Source organism: Rhodovarius sp. (genome assembly GCF_040399605.1).
GTDB classification, from domain to species: domain Bacteria; phylum Pseudomonadota; class Alphaproteobacteria; order Acetobacterales; family Acetobacteraceae; genus Rhodovarius; species Rhodovarius crocodyli_A.
The window spans coordinates 42,620-62,543 of sequence record NZ_JBBARU010000010.1 but is presented as its reverse complement, the minus strand read 5'-3'; the positions used below and the strand labels follow the sequence as shown (position 1 = coordinate 62,543).

At 64.0% G+C, this 19,924-nt stretch carries 19 protein-coding genes; 14 read left to right on the top strand and 5 right to left on the bottom strand.

The features are described 5' to 3' along the window. Position 1 precedes the first annotated feature (1 nt). Positions 2-670, bottom strand: coding sequence for a glutathione S-transferase family protein (locus ABWP84_RS05310; RefSeq protein WP_353210958.1), 669 nt, complete (start codon positions 668-670; stop codon positions 2-4). A 179-nt stretch (positions 671-849) separates the two neighbouring features. Between ABWP84_RS05310 and ABWP84_RS05305 the strand changes: the two genes are divergently transcribed. Beyond that, positions 850-1,800: a tripartite tricarboxylate transporter substrate binding protein gene (locus ABWP84_RS05305; protein WP_353210957.1), complete on the top strand. Its 951-nt coding sequence runs from the start codon at positions 850-852 to the stop codon at positions 1,798-1,800. A 12-nt stretch (positions 1,801-1,812) separates the two neighbouring features. On the opposite strand, the gene ABWP84_RS05300 is transcribed toward ABWP84_RS05305, so the two are convergent. Next, positions 1,813-2,985 (bottom strand): deoxyguanosinetriphosphate triphosphohydrolase, encoded by a 1,173-nt coding sequence (locus ABWP84_RS05300; RefSeq protein ID WP_353210956.1) that lies wholly within the window; start codon positions 2,983-2,985, stop codon positions 1,813-1,815. Positions 2,986-3,049: 64 nt separating this feature from the next. On the opposite strand from ABWP84_RS05300, the gene ABWP84_RS05295 reads away from it, so the two are divergent. From ABWP84_RS05295 to ABWP84_RS05245, 11 genes are all read left to right on the top strand, one after another. Continuing rightward, positions 3,050-3,400 (top strand): iron-sulfur cluster assembly accessory protein, encoded by a 351-nt coding sequence (locus ABWP84_RS05295; RefSeq protein ID WP_353210955.1) that lies wholly within the window; start codon positions 3,050-3,052, stop codon positions 3,398-3,400. Between the two features lie 140 nt (positions 3,401-3,540). Further along, a complete protein-coding gene (xth, locus tag ABWP84_RS05290; RefSeq protein WP_353210954.1) occupies positions 3,541-4,305 on the top strand; it encodes an exodeoxyribonuclease III in 765 nt (254 codons plus the stop codon). 391 nt (positions 4,306-4,696) lie between these two features. Continuing rightward, on the top strand, positions 4,697-5,500 hold the full coding sequence (locus tag ABWP84_RS05285) for an ABC transporter ATP-binding protein (RefSeq protein ID WP_353210953.1): 804 nt from the start codon (positions 4,697-4,699) through the stop codon (positions 5,498-5,500). Continuing rightward, the gene (locus ABWP84_RS05280) at positions 5,500-6,351 is read left to right on the top strand and encodes an ABC transporter permease (protein WP_353210952.1); all 852 of its coding nucleotides are present in this window, start codon (positions 5,500-5,502) and stop codon (positions 6,349-6,351) included. The genes ABWP84_RS05285 and ABWP84_RS05280 overlap by 1 nt, the downstream gene beginning before the upstream one ends. Positions 6,352-6,423: 72 nt before the next feature. After that, the gene (locus ABWP84_RS05275) at positions 6,424-9,321 is read left to right on the top strand and encodes a glycosyltransferase (protein WP_353210951.1); all 2,898 of its coding nucleotides are present in this window, start codon (positions 6,424-6,426) and stop codon (positions 9,319-9,321) included. Between the two features lie 227 nt (positions 9,322-9,548). Further along, a complete protein-coding gene (locus ABWP84_RS05270; protein WP_353210950.1) occupies positions 9,549-11,120 on the top strand; it encodes a 2-isopropylmalate synthase in 1,572 nt (523 codons plus the stop codon). Positions 11,121-11,324: 204 nt separating this feature from the next. Continuing rightward, the gene (locus tag ABWP84_RS05265; RefSeq protein WP_353210949.1) at positions 11,325-11,996 is read left to right on the top strand and encodes a 50S ribosomal protein L25/general stress protein Ctc; all 672 of its coding nucleotides are present in this window, start codon (positions 11,325-11,327) and stop codon (positions 11,994-11,996) included. Positions 11,997-12,005: 9 nt separating this feature from the next. Continuing rightward, a complete protein-coding gene (pth, locus tag ABWP84_RS05260) occupies positions 12,006-12,578 on the top strand; it encodes an aminoacyl-tRNA hydrolase (protein ID WP_353210948.1) in 573 nt (190 codons plus the stop codon). Next, on the top strand, positions 12,578-13,012 hold the full coding sequence (locus ABWP84_RS05255) for a hypothetical protein (RefSeq protein WP_353210947.1): 435 nt from the start codon (positions 12,578-12,580) through the stop codon (positions 13,010-13,012). The genes pth and ABWP84_RS05255 overlap by 1 nt, the downstream gene beginning before the upstream one ends. Before the next feature lie 955 nt (positions 13,013-13,967). Then, a complete protein-coding gene (gene ychF, locus ABWP84_RS05250) occupies positions 13,968-15,062 on the top strand; it encodes a redox-regulated ATPase YchF (RefSeq protein WP_353210946.1) in 1,095 nt (364 codons plus the stop codon). A gap of 41 nt (positions 15,063-15,103) precedes the next feature. Further along, positions 15,104-15,364, top strand: coding sequence for a DUF3297 family protein (locus ABWP84_RS05245; RefSeq protein WP_353210945.1), 261 nt, complete (start codon positions 15,104-15,106; stop codon positions 15,362-15,364). A gap of 61 nt (positions 15,365-15,425) precedes the next feature. On the opposite strand, the gene ABWP84_RS05240 is transcribed toward ABWP84_RS05245, so the two are convergent. From ABWP84_RS05240 to ABWP84_RS05230, 3 genes are read right to left on the bottom strand one after another with little or no spacing between them, the layout of a single operon-like run. After that, complete coding sequence (locus ABWP84_RS05240) at positions 15,426-16,838, bottom strand: NAD(P)(+) transhydrogenase (Re/Si-specific) subunit beta (protein WP_353210944.1); 1,413 nt, start codon at positions 16,836-16,838, stop codon at positions 15,426-15,428. A gap of 4 nt (positions 16,839-16,842) precedes the next feature. Next, entirely contained in the window at positions 16,843-17,235 is a 393-nt protein-coding gene (locus ABWP84_RS05235; protein ID WP_353210943.1) for an NAD(P) transhydrogenase subunit alpha, read from the bottom strand. A gap of 10 nt (positions 17,236-17,245) precedes the next feature. Further along, complete coding sequence (locus ABWP84_RS05230; protein ID WP_353210942.1) at positions 17,246-18,409, bottom strand: Re/Si-specific NAD(P)(+) transhydrogenase subunit alpha; 1,164 nt, start codon at positions 18,407-18,409, stop codon at positions 17,246-17,248. Between the two features lie 203 nt (positions 18,410-18,612). Between ABWP84_RS05230 and ABWP84_RS05225 the strand changes: the two genes are divergently transcribed. Further along, positions 18,613-19,443: a flagellin gene (locus ABWP84_RS05225; RefSeq protein WP_353210941.1), complete on the top strand. Its 831-nt coding sequence runs from the start codon at positions 18,613-18,615 to the stop codon at positions 19,441-19,443. 94 nt (positions 19,444-19,537) lie between these two features. Further along, entirely contained in the window at positions 19,538-19,924 is a 387-nt protein-coding gene (locus tag ABWP84_RS05220) for a flagellar biosynthesis regulator FlaF (RefSeq protein WP_353210940.1), read from the top strand.

Here is a 19,924-nt window from a genome sequence, read left to right as displayed (position 1 = left end):
GTCAGAAATCCAGATCATCATAATGCGAAGGCGGCGTGAGGCCGCTCACCCGCTCGGTCAATAGGGGGCGGAAGGCGGGGCGGGACTTGATGCGGGCATACCATTCGCGGGCCGGCTGATTATACTTCCAATCGACATCATTGGCGTAGTCCAGCACCGACAGATGGGCTGCTGCGGCAAAATCAGCGAGGCTGATATGCGCGCCCGCCAGCCATGTGCGGCTCTCGGCCAGCCAGCCGATATGCTCCAGATGTGGCTTGATGGCGGCATAGCCCGCACGGATATGCGCAGCATCAGGATTGCCCCGGCCCATTGAGCGCTTGAGATGGCGCTCATAGACTAGGTTCTGGGTCACCTCGGCGCCGAATTTGAGGTCAAACCAGGCGACGAGGCGGCGTACCTCGGCCCGCTCGGCCAGGGTGCGGCCATAGAGCGAAATATCCGGATAGGCCTCATCAAGATATTCGCAGATCGCGCTGCTGTCGCAGATGGTCAGGCCGTTTTCCTCGGCCAACACGGGCACGGTGCCGGCGGGGTTCATTTCCAGGAATTCCTCACGCCGGTCCCACACCTTCTCCAGCCGCAACTCGAAGGGGATGCGCTTTTCCGCCAAGGCGAGGCGCACCTTGCGGGAAAATGGCGACAAAGGCAGGTGATAGAGGATTCGCATTGGGTTGGTATGCCATCGCCAGGGGGGCGCGGGAATACGCGTGATGGGCATGCATGGCGCATCGGCAGGCCAGGCCTTGGGCAGAAACCGATGGGATGGGGGAGTTTTCGTCCCGCGGGCGGTGGCGCAGTCATGCTGGCCATTGCATCCTGGCTGCACCCCTTTTGCCGGAGTTCGCCATGCTGCGCCGCCACCTGCTGCTCTCCACCCTCGCCACACCCGCGCTGGCGCAGGCCTGGGTGGCCGATCGCCCGATCCGGATCATCGCCCCCTTTGCCCCGGGCGGGGCTGCGGATGTGATCTCACGCATCCTGGCCGAGGAGATCTCGCCCCTGCTCGCCCAGCAGGTGATCGTGGAAAACCGCACCGGCGCCGGCGGCTCGGTGGGCACGGAATACGTCGCCCGCGCCCGCCCCGATGGGCTGACGCTGCTCATGGCCAGCCAGGCCACCCATGGGGTGAACCCGGTGGTGCAGCGGCTGAGCTTTGACCCGGCCACGGATACCACACCGATCGGGGCACTGGCCGGCGTGCCGGCGGTGCTGATCACCGCGCCGCAATCGCCGGTGAGCGATTTCGCCGGCTTCTTGGAGTATGTGAAGGCAAGGCCGGGGCAATTGGCCTATGGCTCGGCCGGCATCGGCAGTTCCACCCACATGACCTTCGCGCTAATGGCCCATCGCGCCGGGCTCGATATGACGCATGTGCCCTATCGCGGCACCGCCCTGGTCATTCCCGACATCATTGCCGGGCGGGTGCTGGGCATGGCCGATACCATCAACACCGCCCTGCCCTTCATCCGCGATGGGCGGGTGCGGGCCTTGGCGGTCTCCACGCCCCAGCGCCTTGCGGTGCTGCCCGATGTGCCCGCCATTGCCGAGCGCATTCCAGGCTATGAGGTGCTGAACTGGTATGGGCTGAATGGCCCGGCGGGGCTGCCCGCGCCGATTATCGCCACATTGCATGCGGCCCTTGCCGCGCTGCTGGCCCGGCCCGCCTTCCAGCAGCGCCTGGCGAGCCAGGGCATGTCGAGCCTGCCGATGAGCACGGAGGATTACGCCGCCTATATCGCGCGCGACCGTGGGCAATGGGCGGAATTGGTGCGGGCGACCGGGATCAGGGCTGATTGAGCAAAGGCGCCCTCACCCCGGCACACTCGGATCAGTCAGCCGCTTATACTCCTCCAGCGCAAACCTATCCGTCATGCCGGCAATATAGTCGCACACCACCCGCGCCGCCCGCGGCGTGCCGGCATCGCCCGCCCGCGCGCGCCATTCATCGGGCAGCATTTGCGGCCCGCCATGCAGCAGGGAGAAGAGCATTTGCACCACGCGCCGGCTCTTGCCCACGGTGCGGTTGACCCGCCAATGGCGGTACATCCGCTCGAAAAGGAAAGCGCGCACCGCCTTATTCGCCTCGAACATGCCGGCCGAGAAGGCCACCACCGGCCGGGCGGCGGCGCGGATGGCATCGGCATCCGCCGGTGCCAAGGCCTCGATGCGGTTCTGGCTTTCGGCCACCACATCCTGGATCATCCGGCTGATCACCCTTCGCACCATCTCGGGTGCAAGGCGCTCCACCGCCATGCCCGGATGGGCGAGCTTGGCCTCCTCCAGCCCCGCACCGGGCAAGGCCAGGGCGGCCACCTCCTCGATGGTGAAAAGCCTCGCCCGCAGGCCATCTTCCAGATCGTGATTGTTATAGGCGATGTCATCGGCAATCGCCGCCACCTGGGCCTCGGCGGAGGCATGGCTGGCGAGGTCGAGGCTGTGCCGGAAATCATATTCGGCGATATACTGGGCGGGCTGGCGCACCGGGCCATTATGCTTTGCCAGGCCCTCCAGCGTCTCCCAGGTCAGGTTCAGCCCATCAAAGGCGGCATAGCGGCGTTCCAGCATGGTGACGTGCTTGAGCGACTGGGCATTGTGGTCAAAGCCGCCATGGGTGCGCATGGCGGCATCCAGCGCATCCTCACCGGCATGGCCGAAGGGCGGGTGGCCCAGATCATGCGCCAGCGCCAGCGCCTCGGCCAGATCCTCATCCAGCCGCAGCCGCCGGGCGATGGAGCGGGCGATCTGCGCCACCTCGATGGAATGGGTCAGCCGGGTGCGGAAATGGTCGCCCTCATGGAAGATGAAGACCTGGGTCTTGTATTGCAGCCGGCGGAAGGCGCGCGAATGCACAATCCGGTCCCGGTCACGCTGAAAGGGGCTGCGGGTGGTATCGGCTGGTTCGGCATGCAGCCGCCCCCGGCTGGCATCGGCCTGCACGGCATAGGCCGCCAGGCTGCTATACGGCGTGAAGCGATCGGCCATGCGGCCACCCCCTGTGGAAAAATGCTGGTCTGCCCACTATGTTCGCATTCAAGGAGATTCCACCATGCCTGATGGCAACGCGTCGCCCGCCCCCTTCGCCGTGACGCCGCGCGCCGCGGCCGAAATCGCGGCCATCGCCAGCCGCCAGGGCCGCCCGGGTGCCGCCTTGCGGGTCTCGGTCTCGGCTGGCGGCTGTTCGGGGATGCAATATGGCTTTGATCTCGCCGAAGCGCCGGAGGCTGATGATCTGGTGGTGCAGCAGGATGGGGTATCGGTGCTGGTCGATGCGGTGAGCCTGGAGTTTTTGGCCGGCAGCCGGCTGGATTGGCACGAGGCGCTGATGGGCAGCCATTTCAAGGTGGAAAACCCGCTCGCCACCAGCGGCTGCGGCTGCGGGGTCTCCTTCGCGGTCTAGCGACGTTTCACCGCAAGCGAAGACGGCGAAACGGCTCTCGCTTTTGTTTTCCCGCATTTTCCGCCTCGCCTTGCGAAGCGCGAGGCTTGAAAATGCTCTAAGACCTTGCCGCCGGGCGCGGGGGCGTCCACAACCGCGCCATGCGCCTTGCCAGTTTCAATGTGAACTCCATCCGCCGGCGTGCGCCGCATCTCGCGCGCTTTCTGGCCCGCCACGCGCCTGATCTGGTCTTCCTGCAGGAGACCAAATGCAAGGCCGAGGAATTCCCTCATGTCGAATTGGCCGCCTCGGGCTATCGCATCCATGCCATAGGCCAGCATGGCGGGCGCAATGGCGTGGCGGTGCTTGGCCGCATCCCTTTCGAGATCGTGGCCGAAACCCTGCCCGGCGAGGAGGAGGACAGCCAGGCCCGCTATATCGAGGTGCGGGCCGAGGGCGCGCATTTTGCCGGCATTTACCTGCCCAATGGCAATTCCGGCGGCGATGAGGGCATGGCCTATAAATGGCGCTGGCAGCAGCGCCTCAATGCCCGCGCCGCAGAGCATCTGGATGGCTTCACCCCCTTTGCCATTCTGGGTGACTTCAATGTGGTGCCCACGGCGCGCGACATGGCGCCGGGCGCCCTGCCGCCCAATGATGCGCTGGTCCACCCGCAATCGCGCGCCCATTTCAATGCGTTGTGCCATTTGGGCATGACCGAGAGCAGTGCCGCCTTGGGCCAACACCAATTCACCTATTGGGATTATGGCGCGGCGTTTGAGACCAATCGCGGGTTGCGCATCGACCATGCCATGCTCTCTCCCGAATTGGCCGAGCGGCTGACCAGCTTTAGCGTGGACACCGAGGCCCGGGCCGAGGAGCAACCCTCCGACCACGCGCCGGTCTGGGTGGAATTGCGCGGCTGAGGGCCAGCCGCCCTGGTCCACCCCCTGGCCCACCCCCTGGCCCACCCCCTGGCCCACCCCCTGGTCCAACCCCTGGCCCAGCCCGCAGCACCGGATATGACCGCCAGGCAGCGCGCCTCCCCGCCAAATGCCCGATTTTTGGGCAATGGCCGGGCAAGAGGCTTCTGCAGCCCCGGGTGGGCGGTATGGCTGGGCCCTGCGGCTTGCTAAGCGAACACCACACCCGCGCCGAAGAGGCCATCATGCGCAGCATCCCGCCCTCAGGGCCTGCAACCGGCCTCGGCCAGGCTTGGGGCCAGAAGCGGCATTCGCGGCCATGCCTCGACGCAGGCCGCAGCTTGGATGTACACGCCCTCACCGAAGCCCTCCGCCTGCTGAAAACGGATCACCCATGACCCGACCCTTTGTTGAAATCGATCAGGTGGCCATGCGCTATGGCGGGGTGGACGGCACCCTCGCCCTCGAAGGCTGCTCGATGAACATCAACCAGGGCGAATTCGTCGCCGTGGTCGGCCCCTCGGGCTGCGGCAAATCCACCCTCATGCGCCTCGTCACCGGCTTATGGCCCGCGACCGAGGGCAATGTGGTGGTGGCGGGCCAGGAGGTGGATGGGCCCCTGACCATTGCCGGCATGGCCTTCCAGGCGCCCACCCTGCTGCCCTGGCGGCGAATTTTGTCGAATGTGATGCTGCCCCTCGAGGTCACGCCGCAGCACCGCGACAAGCTTGGCCGTGACCGCGCCCTTTATGAGGCGCGCGCGCGGGAATTGCTCCGCCTCGTCGGCCTTGAAGGCTTCGACAATAAATACCCCTACCAGCTCTCAGGCGGCATGCAGCAGCGCACCTCGCTCTGCCGCGCCCTCATTCATGACCCGGCCCTGCTGATGCTCGATGAGCCCTTCTCAGCGCTCGACGTCTTCACCCGCGAGGATCTCTGGGCGGTGCTGCAAAATGTCTGGATGGCGAAGAAGCCCACCGTGGTGCTGGTGACGCATGACCTGCGCGAGGCGGTCTATCTGGCCGATCGGGTGCTGGTGATGTCGGCGAGGCCCGGGCGGATCATCGCCGAGCGGGTCAATCCCCTGCCCCGCCCACGGACGCTGGAAACCACCTACACCGCCGAATTTCAGGACCTGGTGCATGATCTGCGCGGCTATATCGCCGCAGCGCGCTCCGGCGAGGAGGTTGCTGCCTGATGTCCCAGAGCGCATCGAAAATGTCCCCCCGGGCGCAGGCGCGCTACAACGCCATGGCCGCCGCCGCGCGAAGGCAGCGCCGGTTGCAGGCCATGCTGCCCTGGCTCGTCATCATTGGTATGTTTGCCATCTGGGAGATCGGCTGCATCGTCTTCAACGTGCCGGTCTTCATTCTGCCTGCGCCGCATGACATTTATGCTGCCGCGGTGCGCTGGTGGTATCCGCTGCTGCAGGACAGCCTGGTGACGCTCTACTCCACCATGATGGGCTTTGGCCTTGCCATCGTGGCCGGCTTGCTGCTGGGCATCGCCATTGGCAGTTCCACCTTGGTCTATAAGGGGCTCTACCCGCTGCTGATCGCCTTCAACTCCATCCCCAAGGTGGCGGTGGTGCCGGTGTTGATCATCTGGTTTGGCATTGGCGTCTGGCCTGCGGTGATCACCGCCTTTTTGATCTCCTTCTTCCCCATCGTGGTGAATGTGGCCACCGGCATCGCAACCGTGGAGCCCGAATTGAAGGATGTGCTGCGCGCCCTGGGTGCGCGCCCGCGCGACATCATCCTCAAAGTGGGGCTGCCGCGCGCCATGCCGTATTTCTTTGCCTCGCTGAAGATCGCGGTGACGGTGGCCTTTGTCGGCGCGATCATCGCCGAGAGTGTTGCGCCCAATGCCGGCATTGGCCGGCTGATGATGGTGGCATCCTCGCGCTTCGATGTGCCGCTGGTGTTTGCTGGGCTGCTCACCACCGGGATGATGGGCATTGTGCTCTACTGGATCGCCGAGGTGATCGAGCGGCGAACCACCGGCTGGGCCACCCGCAGCACGGACCAAAATCTTGCCGCCGGCGGATAAAATTGACGGGGCATATTATCGGTTGGATTGATTCCATGCTATTGGAGGCCATCCTCCACGGCATGGATCTCTATGACCACCGATCGCGAAGACACCAATAGCGCAGCCGCCGAACACCTCGACCTGATCCGCGCTTCGGCGTTCTTCGATGCGCAATGGTATCTGCGCCGCAACCCAGATGTGGCCAGAAGCGGGATGGACCCGGCGCTGCATTATCTGAAACACGGCGGCTTTGAAAACCGCGACCCGGGGCCGGACTTCGCCAGCCACTTCTACCTCAGCATTCATCCCGATGTGGCTGAGGCGGGCTTCAACCCGCTGCTGCATTACCTGTTGCACGGCCAAGAGGAAGGCCGGGCCTATGCCCCCTATGGGCAGTCGGACCTCGCCGCCGACGAGGGCAATGGTGAGGCCATCGCGGGCCATATCGCCACCATGGCGCATAAGCCGCTGCTCTCGGTGCTGGTGCCGGTGCATAACACCAATCCCGTGCATTTGCGCCAGATGCTCGCCTCGGTGGGGGCGCAATCCTGGCCAAATTGGGAATTATGCATCGCCGATGACGCCTCGACCGATGGCGAGACCGGCGAGATTCTGCGCCTCGCCGCCGCGGCCGAACCGCGCATCAAGCTGACCTTCCGGCCACAGAATGGCCATATCTCGGCTGCCACCAATTCCGCCCTGGCCCTGGCCAGCGGCGAATTCGCCTGCCTGCTCGATCATGATGACCTGCTGCATCAGCACGCGCTTTATGAGGTGGCGGCGGTGCTGGAGGCGCATCCGGATGCCGACCTGATCTATACCGATTCAGACCTCATCGACGAGAATGGCCACCGCTTCGCCCCCTATTTCAAGACCGATTGGGACCCTGACCTCATCCTCGGCCATAATATGGTCAGCCATTTTGGCTGCTACCGGCGCAGCCTTCTCATCGCGCTGGGTGGGCTGCGGCTGGGCTATGAGGGCAGCCAGGATTACGATCTGGCGCTGCGGGTGGCCGATGCCTCCGCCCCCGAACGCATCCATCACATCCCCGCCGTGCTCTATCATTGGCGGCAGGTGAGCACGGCCAGTTCCTTCTCGCAGAAATGGCTGGACCAATGCGTGGCCAAGGCGCGGCGCGCCATAGCCGACCATCTGGCCCGCCGGGGGGTAGTGGCCGAATTGCAGCCGGTGCCGGGCATGGCGAATTTCACCCGCGTGGTGCATGCCCTGCCAGAAGAGCTGCCAAGGCTGAGCATAGGCCTCATCGCAAAGGGGGCGGCCAGTGACCTTCTGGCCTGCGCCAGCCTGTTGCTGTTTCGCGCCGAGCCGGCGCCGGACGAGTTGCTGGTGGTCCATCCCGCCGCCACCACCGCGGCAGCGCGGACCGTGCTGGCCATGCTGGCACAGGATGAGCGGGTGCGGCTGATCAGCGTGGCAGACCCGCCGGATATCGCCACCCTGCGCAACCGGGCCATCGCGGAAGCGAGCGGCGAGGTGATGCTGCTGCTCGATGCCGACCTTATGCCACAGGCCCCCTCCTGGCTGCACGAGATGCTCTCCCAGGCGCTGCGCCCCGGGGTGGGGCTGGTGGGCTGCCGGCTCATTGAGGAGGAGGGCCGCGCCGCCAATATCGGCCTGGTGCTCAATGCCCAAACCGACCTCATACCCATGGCCGCCCTCGGCCAGGGCGGCCATGGGGTGAAGGCGCTGCTGCGCACCGTCTCCGCCCTGCCCAGCGCCTGCATGGCCTTTCGCCGCGCCCCGGTACTCGCGGCTGGGATGCTGGAGGGGGGGATTGCCGCACGAGACGCGGCGATTGGCCTGTCGAGGCGCATGCAGGCCATGGGCCTGCGCCATATCCATACCCCATTCGCCCAGCTCCACCGGGCCAACCCCCGGCCGCAGATCCTGGCGGATTTTCAGCCCGTCATAACCGACACCCAGCCGACGGCACCGCCGGCCAGCCATGGCGAGGACCCTTATTACAACCCCAACCTCGCGCTTGATGGGCGCTTCGAGTATGCGGCGACACCCAGCCGCCGGGTCGGCCCCTGGGAGGCCCATCGCCGCCCCGCAGCCGCCATGCTGTCCGGCCAGGCGGCGCGGGCCAGCCTATTAATCGGCCATTTGCCCAAGGAGGCGCGGCTGCTGGAGATCGGCCCCAGCTACAACCCCCTCGCCCCGCGCAGCGAGGGCTGGAACACCACCATCATCGACCATGCCAGCCAGGCCGATCTGGTGGCGAAGTATCACCAAGACCCTCATGTCTCGACCGAGCGGATCGAGGCGGTGGATTTCGTCTGGTCCGAGGGGGTGATCTCGGATGCGGTGGACCCCGCCCTGCGTGGCAGCTTCGATGCGCTGCTGGCCAGCCACGTGATCGAGCATGTGCCTGATTTCGTGGGATTTCTGGACGGTGCGGCGAGATTGCTGCGGCCGAGCGGCAGCGTTATTCTCGCTGTGCCGGATAAGCGCTTCTGCTTTGATTATTTCCGCCCCCTGACCAATACCGCGCATGTGCTGGAAGCGCATCAGCAGCGCCGCTCCCGCCACCCCGCCCGCACCGCCTATGAACAATACGCCTATTGCATCAACAATAGCGGCATGGGGGCCTGGGGCCAGGAAAGCGTCAAGGCGCTGAGCTTCACCAATGATGTGCCATTTGCCTATAAAATCTTCAGCGAAATCAGCGAAGCGCCCGCATCGGCGTATCTTGACCTGCATGTGTGGCAATTCACGCCCTCAAGCTTTGCGCTGATGATCATGGAATTGGCGCAGATCGGGCTGTTGGATTGGCAGATTGAGCGTATCACCCCAGCGGCGGGCTGCGAGTTTCATGTCTGGCTGCGCCGCGGCGGCAAGGCCGAGATGCAGACCATGCCCCCTGCCACCTTCAATGCGAGGCGCATGGCGCTGCTGCAGGCGATGATCCAGGAACTGGCCCATCAGGCCTCCTTTGCCCCCTTGGGCCATGGCCGTGCTTGATTGCCGCGCGGCCGAGGGCTAGGCTGGAGCCCATGGTGATGCGCCTGTCCCTTTGTGCTGTCTGCGCTGCGGTTCTGCCGCTGCAGCCGTCGCGCGCGTCCGGCGCCATCCTTCCGCTTCGACTTACGCGCCCCTGAGCAGCATGCCTGGCCATCGGCCGGGGTCGCCCAGGGGAAGCAAAATGGGGGGTGCCCCCTTCGAAGCCCACGCATACGGAAAAGCATAACATGCCCATCATCCATCCCAGCTTTGGCCAGTTGGACGACGACCGCATCATCTTCTTCGACACCACGCTGCGCGATGGCGAGCAATCGCCCGGCTTCTCGATGAATCTCGAGGAGAAGCTGCGCATGGCCGAGGCGCTCGATGATCTGGGCGTCGATGTCATCGAGGCCGGTTTCGCCATTGCCAGCCCTGGCGATTTTGAAAGCGTGCAATCCATCGCGCGCAAATTCGCCAAAGAGGGCCCGGTGGTCGCTTCGCTCTCGCGCGCCAATTCGGCCGATATCATGGCCAGCGCCAATGCGGTGAAGCCCGCCGCGCGGCCGCGCATCCATATCGTGCTGGCCACTTCGGAGCTGCATATGCGCGTAAAGCTGCGCATGAGCCATGATGAGGTGCTGGCCCGCATCACCGAGAGCGTCACCCTCGCGCGCAACCATGCCGCTGATGTCGAATGGTCGGCCGAGGATGGCAGCCGCTCGGAGGATGATTTTCTGTGTCGCTGCGTCGAGGCGGCGATCCGCGCCGGCGCGACGACCATCAACATCCCCGACACCGTGGGCTATGCCTTGCCGGAGGAGACTGCGCGGCAATTCCGCATGCTGCGCGAGCGGGTGCCCAATGCCGATCAGGTGATCTTCTCCACCCACAACCACAATGATCTGGGCCTGGCGGTGGCCAATACCCTGGCCGCAGTGCAGGCCGGTGTGCGGCAGATTGAATGCACCATCAATGGCATTGGCGAGCGCGCGGGCAATGCCGCCTTGGAAGAGGCGGTGATGGCGCTGCGCACCCGCCATGACAAGCTGGCGGCGAAGCATTCGATCAAGACCACCCGGCTGCTGGGCATCTCGCGCCTGCTCGCCGCCATCACCGGCTTTGATGTGCAGCCCAATAAGGCCATCGTGGGCCGCAACGCCTTCGCCCATGAATCCGGCATCCACCAGGATGGCGTGCTGAAGGATGCGAGCACTTACGAGATCATGACGCCCGAAAGCGTGGGCTGGACGAAATCCTCCCTGGTGCTGGGCAAGCATTCCGGCCGCGCCGCCTTCCGCGACCGCTTGGCCACGCTGGGCTATGAGGTGGGCGACAATCAATTGAATGACGCTTTCAAGCGCTTCAAGGATTTGGCCGACCGTAAGAAAATTGTCTATGACGAGGATATCGCCGCCCTGGTGGATGACGAGATCTCCAACCAACAGAACCGGGTGAAGCTGACCGCATTGACGGTGGCGACAGGCATGGGGGCCAAGCCCATGGCCACGCTGTCACTGGAGGTGGATGGCGAAAAGCGCGATGGCATGGCCACCGGCGATGGTGCGGTGGACGCGACCTTCGCCGCGATTCGCGATGCCTACCCCCATGATGTGGCCCTCAAACTCTACGCCGTGCAGAACGTGACCGGCGGCACCGATGCGCAAGCAAGGGTGACAGTGCGCATGGAAGAGGCCGGCAAGCTGGTGGATGGCCAAGGCGCCGACACCGACACCATCGTGGCCTCCGCCCGCGCCTACGTCCACGCCCTGAACAAATTATTGGTCAAACGCGAACGCCGCGAACCCCCAGCAGCCTGAATCTAGGCTCTCTCCCGGGTTGCAAGGCCCCCCCGGCCCTTGCCGGATAGGGGTACGGGGGAAGGCAGCGCCTTCCCCCGGGCAACCGGCTCCCCCTTGCATTCCCCCCCCCACCCCGCTACCACGCCACCGCGCTGGCACCCCTGGAGGCCGGCGTAATTGGCGTTGATGCGCCAGTTCAAACCCGAAATAGGAGCGAGTGGCATGGTCCAAACAATCAGGATCGAGGCTGCGGCGCGCGAGCGGGCCGGTAAGGGGGCGGCGCGCGCGACCCGGCGAGAGGGCTTCGTGCCCGGAGTGGTGTATGGTGCGAAGCGGGAGGCGACGCTGATTCAGCTCGACCCGCGCGTCATCATGAAGGAGATGCATAAGGGCTCCTGGCAGTCGCATATTTATGAGGTTGCGGTGGCCGGTGGGCCGACCGAAACCGCGTTGATGCGGGAAATCCAGTTCCACCCGGTCAGTGACCGGCCGGTGCATATTGATTTCCAGCGTCTGGCCCCCGGTGCGCGCATTCGCATCAAGGTGCCGGTGGTGTTCCTCAATGAGTCCACCTGCCCCGGCCTCAAGGCCGGCGGCACGCTCAACGTCGTGCGCCGCGAGTTGGAAGTGCTGGCGGAGCCCGATCTGGCCCCGGAGAAGTTCGAGATCGACCTCGCCGCTGCCGCCATTGGTGACAGCCTGCGCTGGTCCGCGCTGGTGTCGAATTTCGGCGCCAAGGCGGTGATCAACCGTGACTTCGTGGTCGCGACCATCGCAGCCCCCGTGGTTGAGGAAATCGCCGCACCGGTGGTGGTGGCGGCCCCGGCCAAGGGCAAGGGCAAGCAGGCGCCCAAGGCGGCACCCGCCGCCGCTGCTCCGGCGAAGAAGAAGTAAGGCACAGCCGTGCTGCTCTGGGTCGGGCTGGGTAATCCCGGCTCAGAGCATGCCCGGCAGCGGCACAATATCGGCTTCATGGCGCTGGACGAGATCGCCCGGCGCCATCGCTTTCCGCCCTGGAAAAAGCAGTTCAAGGGCGAGACCACGGCGGGCAGCATCGGCCTCGCGCGGGTTCTGCTGCTCAAGCCAATGACCTATATGAATCTGTCCGGCGATGCGGTGCAGGCTGCGGCCGCGTTCCACAAAATCGCCCCCGCCGCGATCACCGCCTGGCATGATGAACTGGACCTCGCACCTGGGAAAATCCGGGTGAAGCGCGGTGGCGGCACGGCTGGGCATAATGGCCTGCGCGATATGCAGCGCGCCCTCGCCACCGCCGATTTCGCCCGGGTGCGGCTGGGCATTGGCCATCCGGGCGACAAGGCGCGCGTCACCGGCCATGTGCTGGGCAATTTCGCCAAGGACGAAACCTGGCTGGCGCCGCTGCTGGAGAGCCTGGCCGATGCCGCGCCCATGCTGGCCGAAGGGCGGGAGGCCGATTTTATGACCCGCGTCGCATTGCTGACCCAGGAGGCGTGATGGACCCGCATATGGAATTCGATTTCGGTGGTGGCCCGGGGCTGGAAGACCAGGCCAATGCCGCCGCCGCCCTGGCCAGCGCCCTGATGCGCGAGGCGCAAACCCTGGCACAGGCGGCGGCCGGCCTGCGCGCCTGCCTGCCCGGCCCCACCGATGCCGGCCCGCTCAGCGATATCCGCCGCGCCCGCATCGTGGCCCAGGCGGCGAGTGATGCCGCCCTGCGCGCCGCCCTGCTGCTCGAAGCCGCTGATTGCCTGGGCAGCCCGGATGCCGCCCTGCGCATGGCCCGCGCCGCCGAACGCGCCGGCCTGCCCGCGGCCACGCTGGTGCCAGCGCTGCGGGCGGCGGCATTGGCGCTGCCCACCGATGATGGCGCGGCGCGCATTGCGGCTTCCATCATGGCGCAGGAATTGGCCCAGGCGCTGGCAGGATGATTTCGCTCAATATAAAAAATGCGCTAGTTTGCTCTCCGTTCGGCGTTGTCTAATATTTGGTTGCTTCGCGTCGCGTAATCACCCCAGGAAATTTGGCGTCGTGCGAGTTGTGCCAGCAATGCCTCAAACGCCGCTCGCTGGGTTCTCAAATGTGCCAACTGCTGAGGGGTCATGATCGCGTCGACAGTCGAAAAGAATCGCTCAGTGCAGAAATTTACCTCCGTTACGTAAAAAAGAATCAGAGATAATTCGGATGGAGTAGGAACATCATTACTAGACATCTGATTAAATGTGAATCTACCTGTAGAAATATCACTTAATCGATTTTGGATAATTTGAAGTCGAGATTGTTGGCGCACATCGGATATACAATTTCTTCGCGTTTGGACAGCAGACTGAATTGAATCGCGATTTATACTGGCTGACGCTTCGGCCTGTGTCCTTTCTTGAAGGCTCCATCCTCGCGCTGTCATGCACCGATTAAAAAAAGCCTGCGCCTCAATGGCGCCAACCAACCCCGTACCAAATCCCCCACTTTGCCGTGAGTCTCTCTCGCAACCATAATTATCCGCCCGAAATGATTCTTGGTTAGCCCCCGGCTTGACCCAAACATTTTGAGCACAACCACTCAAAATTCATAGGACTAATATCCCCCTCATTAACTCCGCCGCAAAGTAATTTCTCATGCCATATCTCCCTCTCCGGACTCTCAGTATAATAATAACTTATAGTTTTGGAAATAGTTTTTGATCCCCTGAATGCTCTCGGCCATTCTGTGTTAATCGCTGGAGGTGAAGCGCTCTTTCAGTGGCCCCAGGGCCTGATTTCCATGGGCCTCGGCTAGCCTTGCGGTGACGCCCATGCCAAACCCCGCGCATAGATCGCAACCGCTTAGCAACCGCTGAGGCCGCCACCGCGCGGCCTTCATGCGAAGCACGAACCAACAGGCAGAAAAATGGGTTTCAATTGCGGGATTGTGGGCCTGCCCAATGTCGGCAAATCCACGCTGTTCAATGCGCTGACCCAGACGGTGGCGGCGCAGGCGGCGAATTATCCCTTCTGCACCATCGAGCCCAATACCGGCCGGGTTGCGGTGCCCGACCCCCGGCTCGACAATCTGGCCCGGGTGGCCAAGAGCCAGAAAATCATCCCCACCAGCCTTGAATTCGTCGATATCGCCGGCCTCGTGCGCGGCGCCAGCAAGGGCGAGGGCCTGGGCAACCAGTTCCTGGCCAATATCCGCGAGACCGACGCCATCGTGCATGTGCTGCGCTGTTTCGAGGATGTGGATGTCACCCATGTCGATGGCTCGGTCGATCCGCTGCGCGATGCCGATACGGTCGAGACCGAACTGATGCTCGCCGATATGGATTCGCTGGAAAAACGCCAGCAAGGCCTCATCAAGCGCGCCCGCGGTGGTGACAAGGAATCGGCCGCCCAACTGGCGCTGATCGAGCCATTGCTGGCCGCCCTTATCGCCGGCCGCCCCGCCCGCACCGCCATCCCCCAGGGTGAAGAGGAAAACGCCCGCCGCCTGCAGCTGATGACCACCAAGCCCGTGCTCTATGTCTGCAATGTCGAGGAGGCGAGTGCCGCCACGGGCAATGCCTTCTCCGCCCGGGTGATGGAAAAGGCCGCGGCCGAGAATGCCCGCGCCGTGGTGGTGAGTGCGGCCATTGAGGCCGAAATCAGCCAGATGGCCGGCGATGACCGCGGCGAATTCCTCGAATCCCTCGGCCTGCCCGATAGCGGCCTCGATCGGGTGATCCGCGCCGGTTATGATTTGCTGGGGCTGATCACCTATTTCACCTGCGGCCCCAAGGAAACCCGGGCCTGGACCATCATCCGCGGCACCGCGGCCCCCCAGGCGGCCGGCGTGATTCATGGCGATTTCGAGCGTGGTTTTATTGCCGCCGAGACCATCGGCTATGAGGATTACATCGCACTGAATGGCGAGCAGGGTGCGAAGGAGGCCGGCAAGCTGCGCATCGAGGGCAAGCCCTATATCGTGCGCGATGGCGATGTGATGAATTTCCGCTTCAACGTCTGAACCGGCGGCGCCACACCGCAGCCATCAACTCCAGGACCAGCATGACCGAAGAACCCACAAGCCCCGCAGCCACCGAGGCAATGCCCGACCGTCTCTCGACCGACCCGGCCAGCCCCTTCCACAATGCGGCCTTGCTGCAGCAAGGCGTGGGCATCCGCTTCAACGGGGTGGAGCGGACCAATGTGGAAGAATATTGCGTCTCCGAAGGCTGGGTGCGGGTGAGCCTCGGGCGCAGCGTGGACCGGCGCGGCAAGCCGCTGACCCAGAAGCTGAGTGGCGTGGTTGAGGCCTATCGGCGGTAACAGACCAGCCCATTTCCTCCAGGTGGCAAAACCACCTGGAGGCGCTCGGTGAAAGCCAGGCTCAGCGCTGCAGAGCCTGGACGATTTCCTGCGTCACCTTCTTCGCATCGCCAAACAGCATCATGGTGTTCGGCCGGAAGAAGAGTTCATTGTCCACGCCGGCATACCCCGAGGCCATGCCGCGCTTGATGAAGAACACGGTCTTGGCGCGCTCCACATCCAGAATAGGCATGCCATAGATGGCGCTGGATTTGTCGGTCTTCGCCGCAGGGTTCGTCACGTCATTGGCGCCGATCACGAAGGCGACGTCGGCATCAGCGAATTCGGGGTTGATTTCCTCGAGTTCGAAGACCTCATCATAAGGCACATTGGCCTCGGCCAGTAGCACGTTCATGTGCCCAGGCATGCGGCCGGCCACCGGGTGGATGGCGTATTTGATCTCCACGCCTTCCTTCTTGAGCAGATCTCCCATCTCGCGCAGCACCTGCTGGGCCTGCGCCACCGCCATGCCATAGCCCGGCACCACGATGATCTTCTGGGCGTTCTTCATCATATAGGCCGCGTCTTCTGGGCTGCCGGCCTTGACGGGCGGGCGGTCGCTATCGCCACCACCACCCGGGCCCGCCACGCCGCCATCCGAGCCAAAGCCACCCAGCAGCACATTGATGATCGAGCGGTTCATCCCCTTGCACATGATGTAGGAGAGAATGGCGCCCGAAGCACCCACCAGCGCGCCGGTCACGATCAGCAGCAGATTGCCGATGGTGAAACCAATCCCCGCCGCTGCCCAGCCGGAATAGCTGTTCAGCATGGAGACCACGACGGGCATATCCGCACCGCCGATGGGGATGATCAGCAGATAGCCCAGCACGAAGGACAGGCCTGCAATCAGCCAGAAGAAGATCGGCGAACCCGTGGCCACGAAGAGCAGGATGAACAGCAGCAGCAGCGCCCCGAGCGCCGCATTGATCTTGTGCTGGCCCTGGAAGGTGATGGGCGCGCCCGACATCCGCCCATCCAGCTTGAGGAAGGCGATGACCGAACCCGAGAAGGTGATCGCACCAATCGCCAGACCGAGCGACATCTCCAGCAGCGAGGCCGTCTTGATGCCGCCCCCCGCCTTGGCAATGCCAAAGCTGTCCGGCGCGTAGAAGGCCGCCGCCGCCACTGCAACCGCCGCCATGCCGACCAGCGAGTGGAAGGCCGCCACCAATTGCGGCAGCGAGGTCATGGCAATCCTCTGCGCCAGCACCGCGCCGATTGAGCCACCAACCGCGAGGCCGGCAATGATAATACCAATGCCCGAGAACGACATGCCCGGCTGCAGCATGGTGGCGCCAATGGCGATCCCCATGCCGATCATACCGTATTGGTTGCCCTTCTGGCTGGTCTCAGGGTGAGAGAGGCCGCGCAGCGCCAGAATGAACAGCACCGAGGCGACAAGGTAGCATAGGGTGGAAAGCGTATGCGCCATGGGCTCAACCCTTCTTCTTGAACATGGCGAGCATGCGCCGCGTGACGAGGAAGCCGCCGAAGATGTTCACGGCAGCGAGGGTGACACCAACGAAGCCAAAGAATTTCGCCGCCGGCGATTCAGCCAGGCCGGCCGCCAGCATCGCACCCACCACGATCACCGAGGAGATGGCGTTGGTCACGCCCATCAGCGGTGAATGCAGCGCGGGTGTGACGTTCCACACCACATAATAGCCCACGAAGCAGGCCATCAGAAAAATTGTCAGCATGAGCATGAAGGGCTCAACCGCCTGGGCGGCGGGCGAGAGGGCTTCGGCAAAGCGCCGGGCCGTCTCCGCATGGACCATCGCCGCCTGGGCGAGGGCTTGGGCCTGGCTGGCCAGTTCTGTGGGGTTCATCGTGTGCTCCTCAGGCGGCCTTGGTGGCGGTCAGGCTGGGGTGGATCACGGCGCCAGCGCGGGTGAGCGTGACGCCCTGAACGATATCATCACCCTCGGGCAGCTTGGGCGCCTGGGCTTCCTTGTCCCAGAAGGTGGTGATGAAGGTCAGCAGGTTGCGGGCATAAAGCGCCGAGGCGGCGGCGCAGATGCGGCCGGGCCAATTGGTATAACCCAGGATCTTCACGCCATTGGGGGTGATGAACAGCTCACCGGGGCGGGTGGCCGCACAATTGCCGCCGGCATCGGCGGCGATGTCCACGATCACGCTGCCCGGCTTCATGCTATCGACCATGGCTTGCGTCACCAAGGTCGGCGCCTTGCGGCCCTGGACGAGGGCGGTGGTGACCACAATGTCCTGCTTGGCGATATGGGCGGCCACAACATCGGCCTGCTTGGCATAGAAATCCGCCGAGAGCTGCTTGGCATAGCCACCAGCGGTCTGGGCGTTCTTGCTCTCCTCATCCTCGTAGCCGACGAAGCTGGCGCCGAGCGACTTGATCTCCTCCTTGGCGGCGGGGCGCACATCGGTGGCCGAGACGCGCCCGCCGAGGCGGCGGCCGGTGGCGATGGCCTGCAGCCCGGCCACACCCGCACCCATGATGAAGACATTGGCGGCGGGGATGGTTCCGGCCGCGGTCATCAGCATGGGGAAGCCGCGGTCAAAGGCGCCTGCTGCCTCGATCACAGCGCGATATCCGGCCAGATTGGCCTGCGAGGAGAGGATATCCATGCTCTGCGCCCGTGTGGTGCGGGGCAGCAATTCCATGGCGCAAGCCTCGAGCCCCATGGCGGCATAGGCCTCGGCCCGGCCGGGATTGGCGCCGGCTTCGAGCGTGCCAACCAGCAGCGCGCCGCGATGCATGAGTGCGAGTTCATCCACCTCGCCCTCGCCCGCTCCGAGAGGGGCGCGCACCTTCAGCACGACGCCCGCGCCGAACAGGGTGGCGGCGGCATCGGTGCAAATCTCTGCGCCAGCCTCTGCATAGGCGGCATCGGTAAAGCCCGAGGCAAGCCCCGCCCCGGCCTCAACCGCGACATGGCAGCCCAGGGTCGCGAGTTTCTTCGCCGTCTCCGGCGTGGCGGCCACCCGGGTTTCCCCAGCACGACGTTCCTTCAGCACTGCCAGGCGCATGCATATCCTCCGCGCAACGGGGCCAGTTTGAACCCCGATCGGGCGCGTTCATGCCCTTGGGTGACACATCGCGCAAGACACAATCCCGATTTGAGCGACTGGAATTATGCTGCCAGCCCCGGTTTACCGCCTGCCAAGAATACTCTGCGCAGAGTGCGGCCAGGGTGTGGATGTCCCCGCCCGGCAGTCTGAGGAAAAAACCGATGGCCCTGAACAGCATTATCACCAATTACGGCGCCCAGGTGGCGTTGCAGGCACTCAACAAGACGAGCGACGCGCTGGCCGCAACGCAGAAGCGGATTTCAACCGGCTTGCGCGTGGCCGATGGCCGTGACGACGGTGCCGCCTTCGCGGTGGCCGAGCGGGTGCGCGGCGACATCGGGGCCGCGACTTCGGCCAATGAGCAATTGGGTGGCGTCAAGGGCTTGCTGGATGTGACCAGTGCCGCCCTGCAAAACGTGTCAACTTCGCTGCAAGCCCTCAAGGCATTGGCGGTGAAGATTGGTGATGGCAATATTACCGCCGATCAACGTACCCAATACCAGGCACAGGCCCTCGAAATCACTAATAACATCAGATCATTTATCAATGATGCAGGATATAATTCGAAAAATCTTATCAATGCCGGCGGCACCAATGCAAATATTATTATTTATGGATCGGGCGATAACTACACAATAAGCGCCTATAATGGAATTACAAATATACACACAGTGGTAGGGACGGCCAACGCCTATACATCGACAACGGCAAAGGCCGCGCTCACAGCGGGCGGCGCGATCACCACTGCGCTGAGCAATACATTAACAAGACTAAATTCTTATGGCGGCGCCGCAAATTACATCGACAGGCAGATCAATTTCAACAAATCGAAGATAGACGCGTTGGAAGCGGGGATGGGCGCGCTGGTCGACGCCGATCTGGCCAAGGAATCGGCAAAATTGCAGTCGCTGCAAATCCGCCAGCAGCTCGGCACCCAGGCTTTGGGCATCGCCAATCAGGCACCGCAATCGCTGCTCAGCCTCTTCCGCTAACACCGAGGCGTCACAGGGGCACAGGCAGAATGCCGCCCCATCCTCTCGCTTTTGTCGAAATGGCCGCCGGCCGTCAAAAGGATTGTAGAACCCCATGTCCGAAACCCTTGGGCCCGCCATCACCGGCACAACCTCGGCCCCGCCGCCTCAGGGGCGCAGCCAGGGTGCCGCCGCCTATCGCCGCCGGCTCAGCGCGAAGCATATGGAGGCGGAGGTCTTCACCCGCGCCACCCGCAGCATCCGCGAGGCGGAAGCCACCCCCTCATCGCTCAACCAGGCCCGCGCGGTGGCGGATAATCGCCGGCTATGGGATGCAGTTCTGGTTTGCGTGCTTGACCCGGGCAATGCGCTGCCCAAGGGCTTGCGGGCGCAATTGGCCAGCCTCGCCCGCACCGTGCTGCGCGAATGCGATGGCGAGACCCCGGATTTGGCCTTCGTGGCCGAGATGAACGAACAAATCGCCGCAGGCCTCTGGGCATAA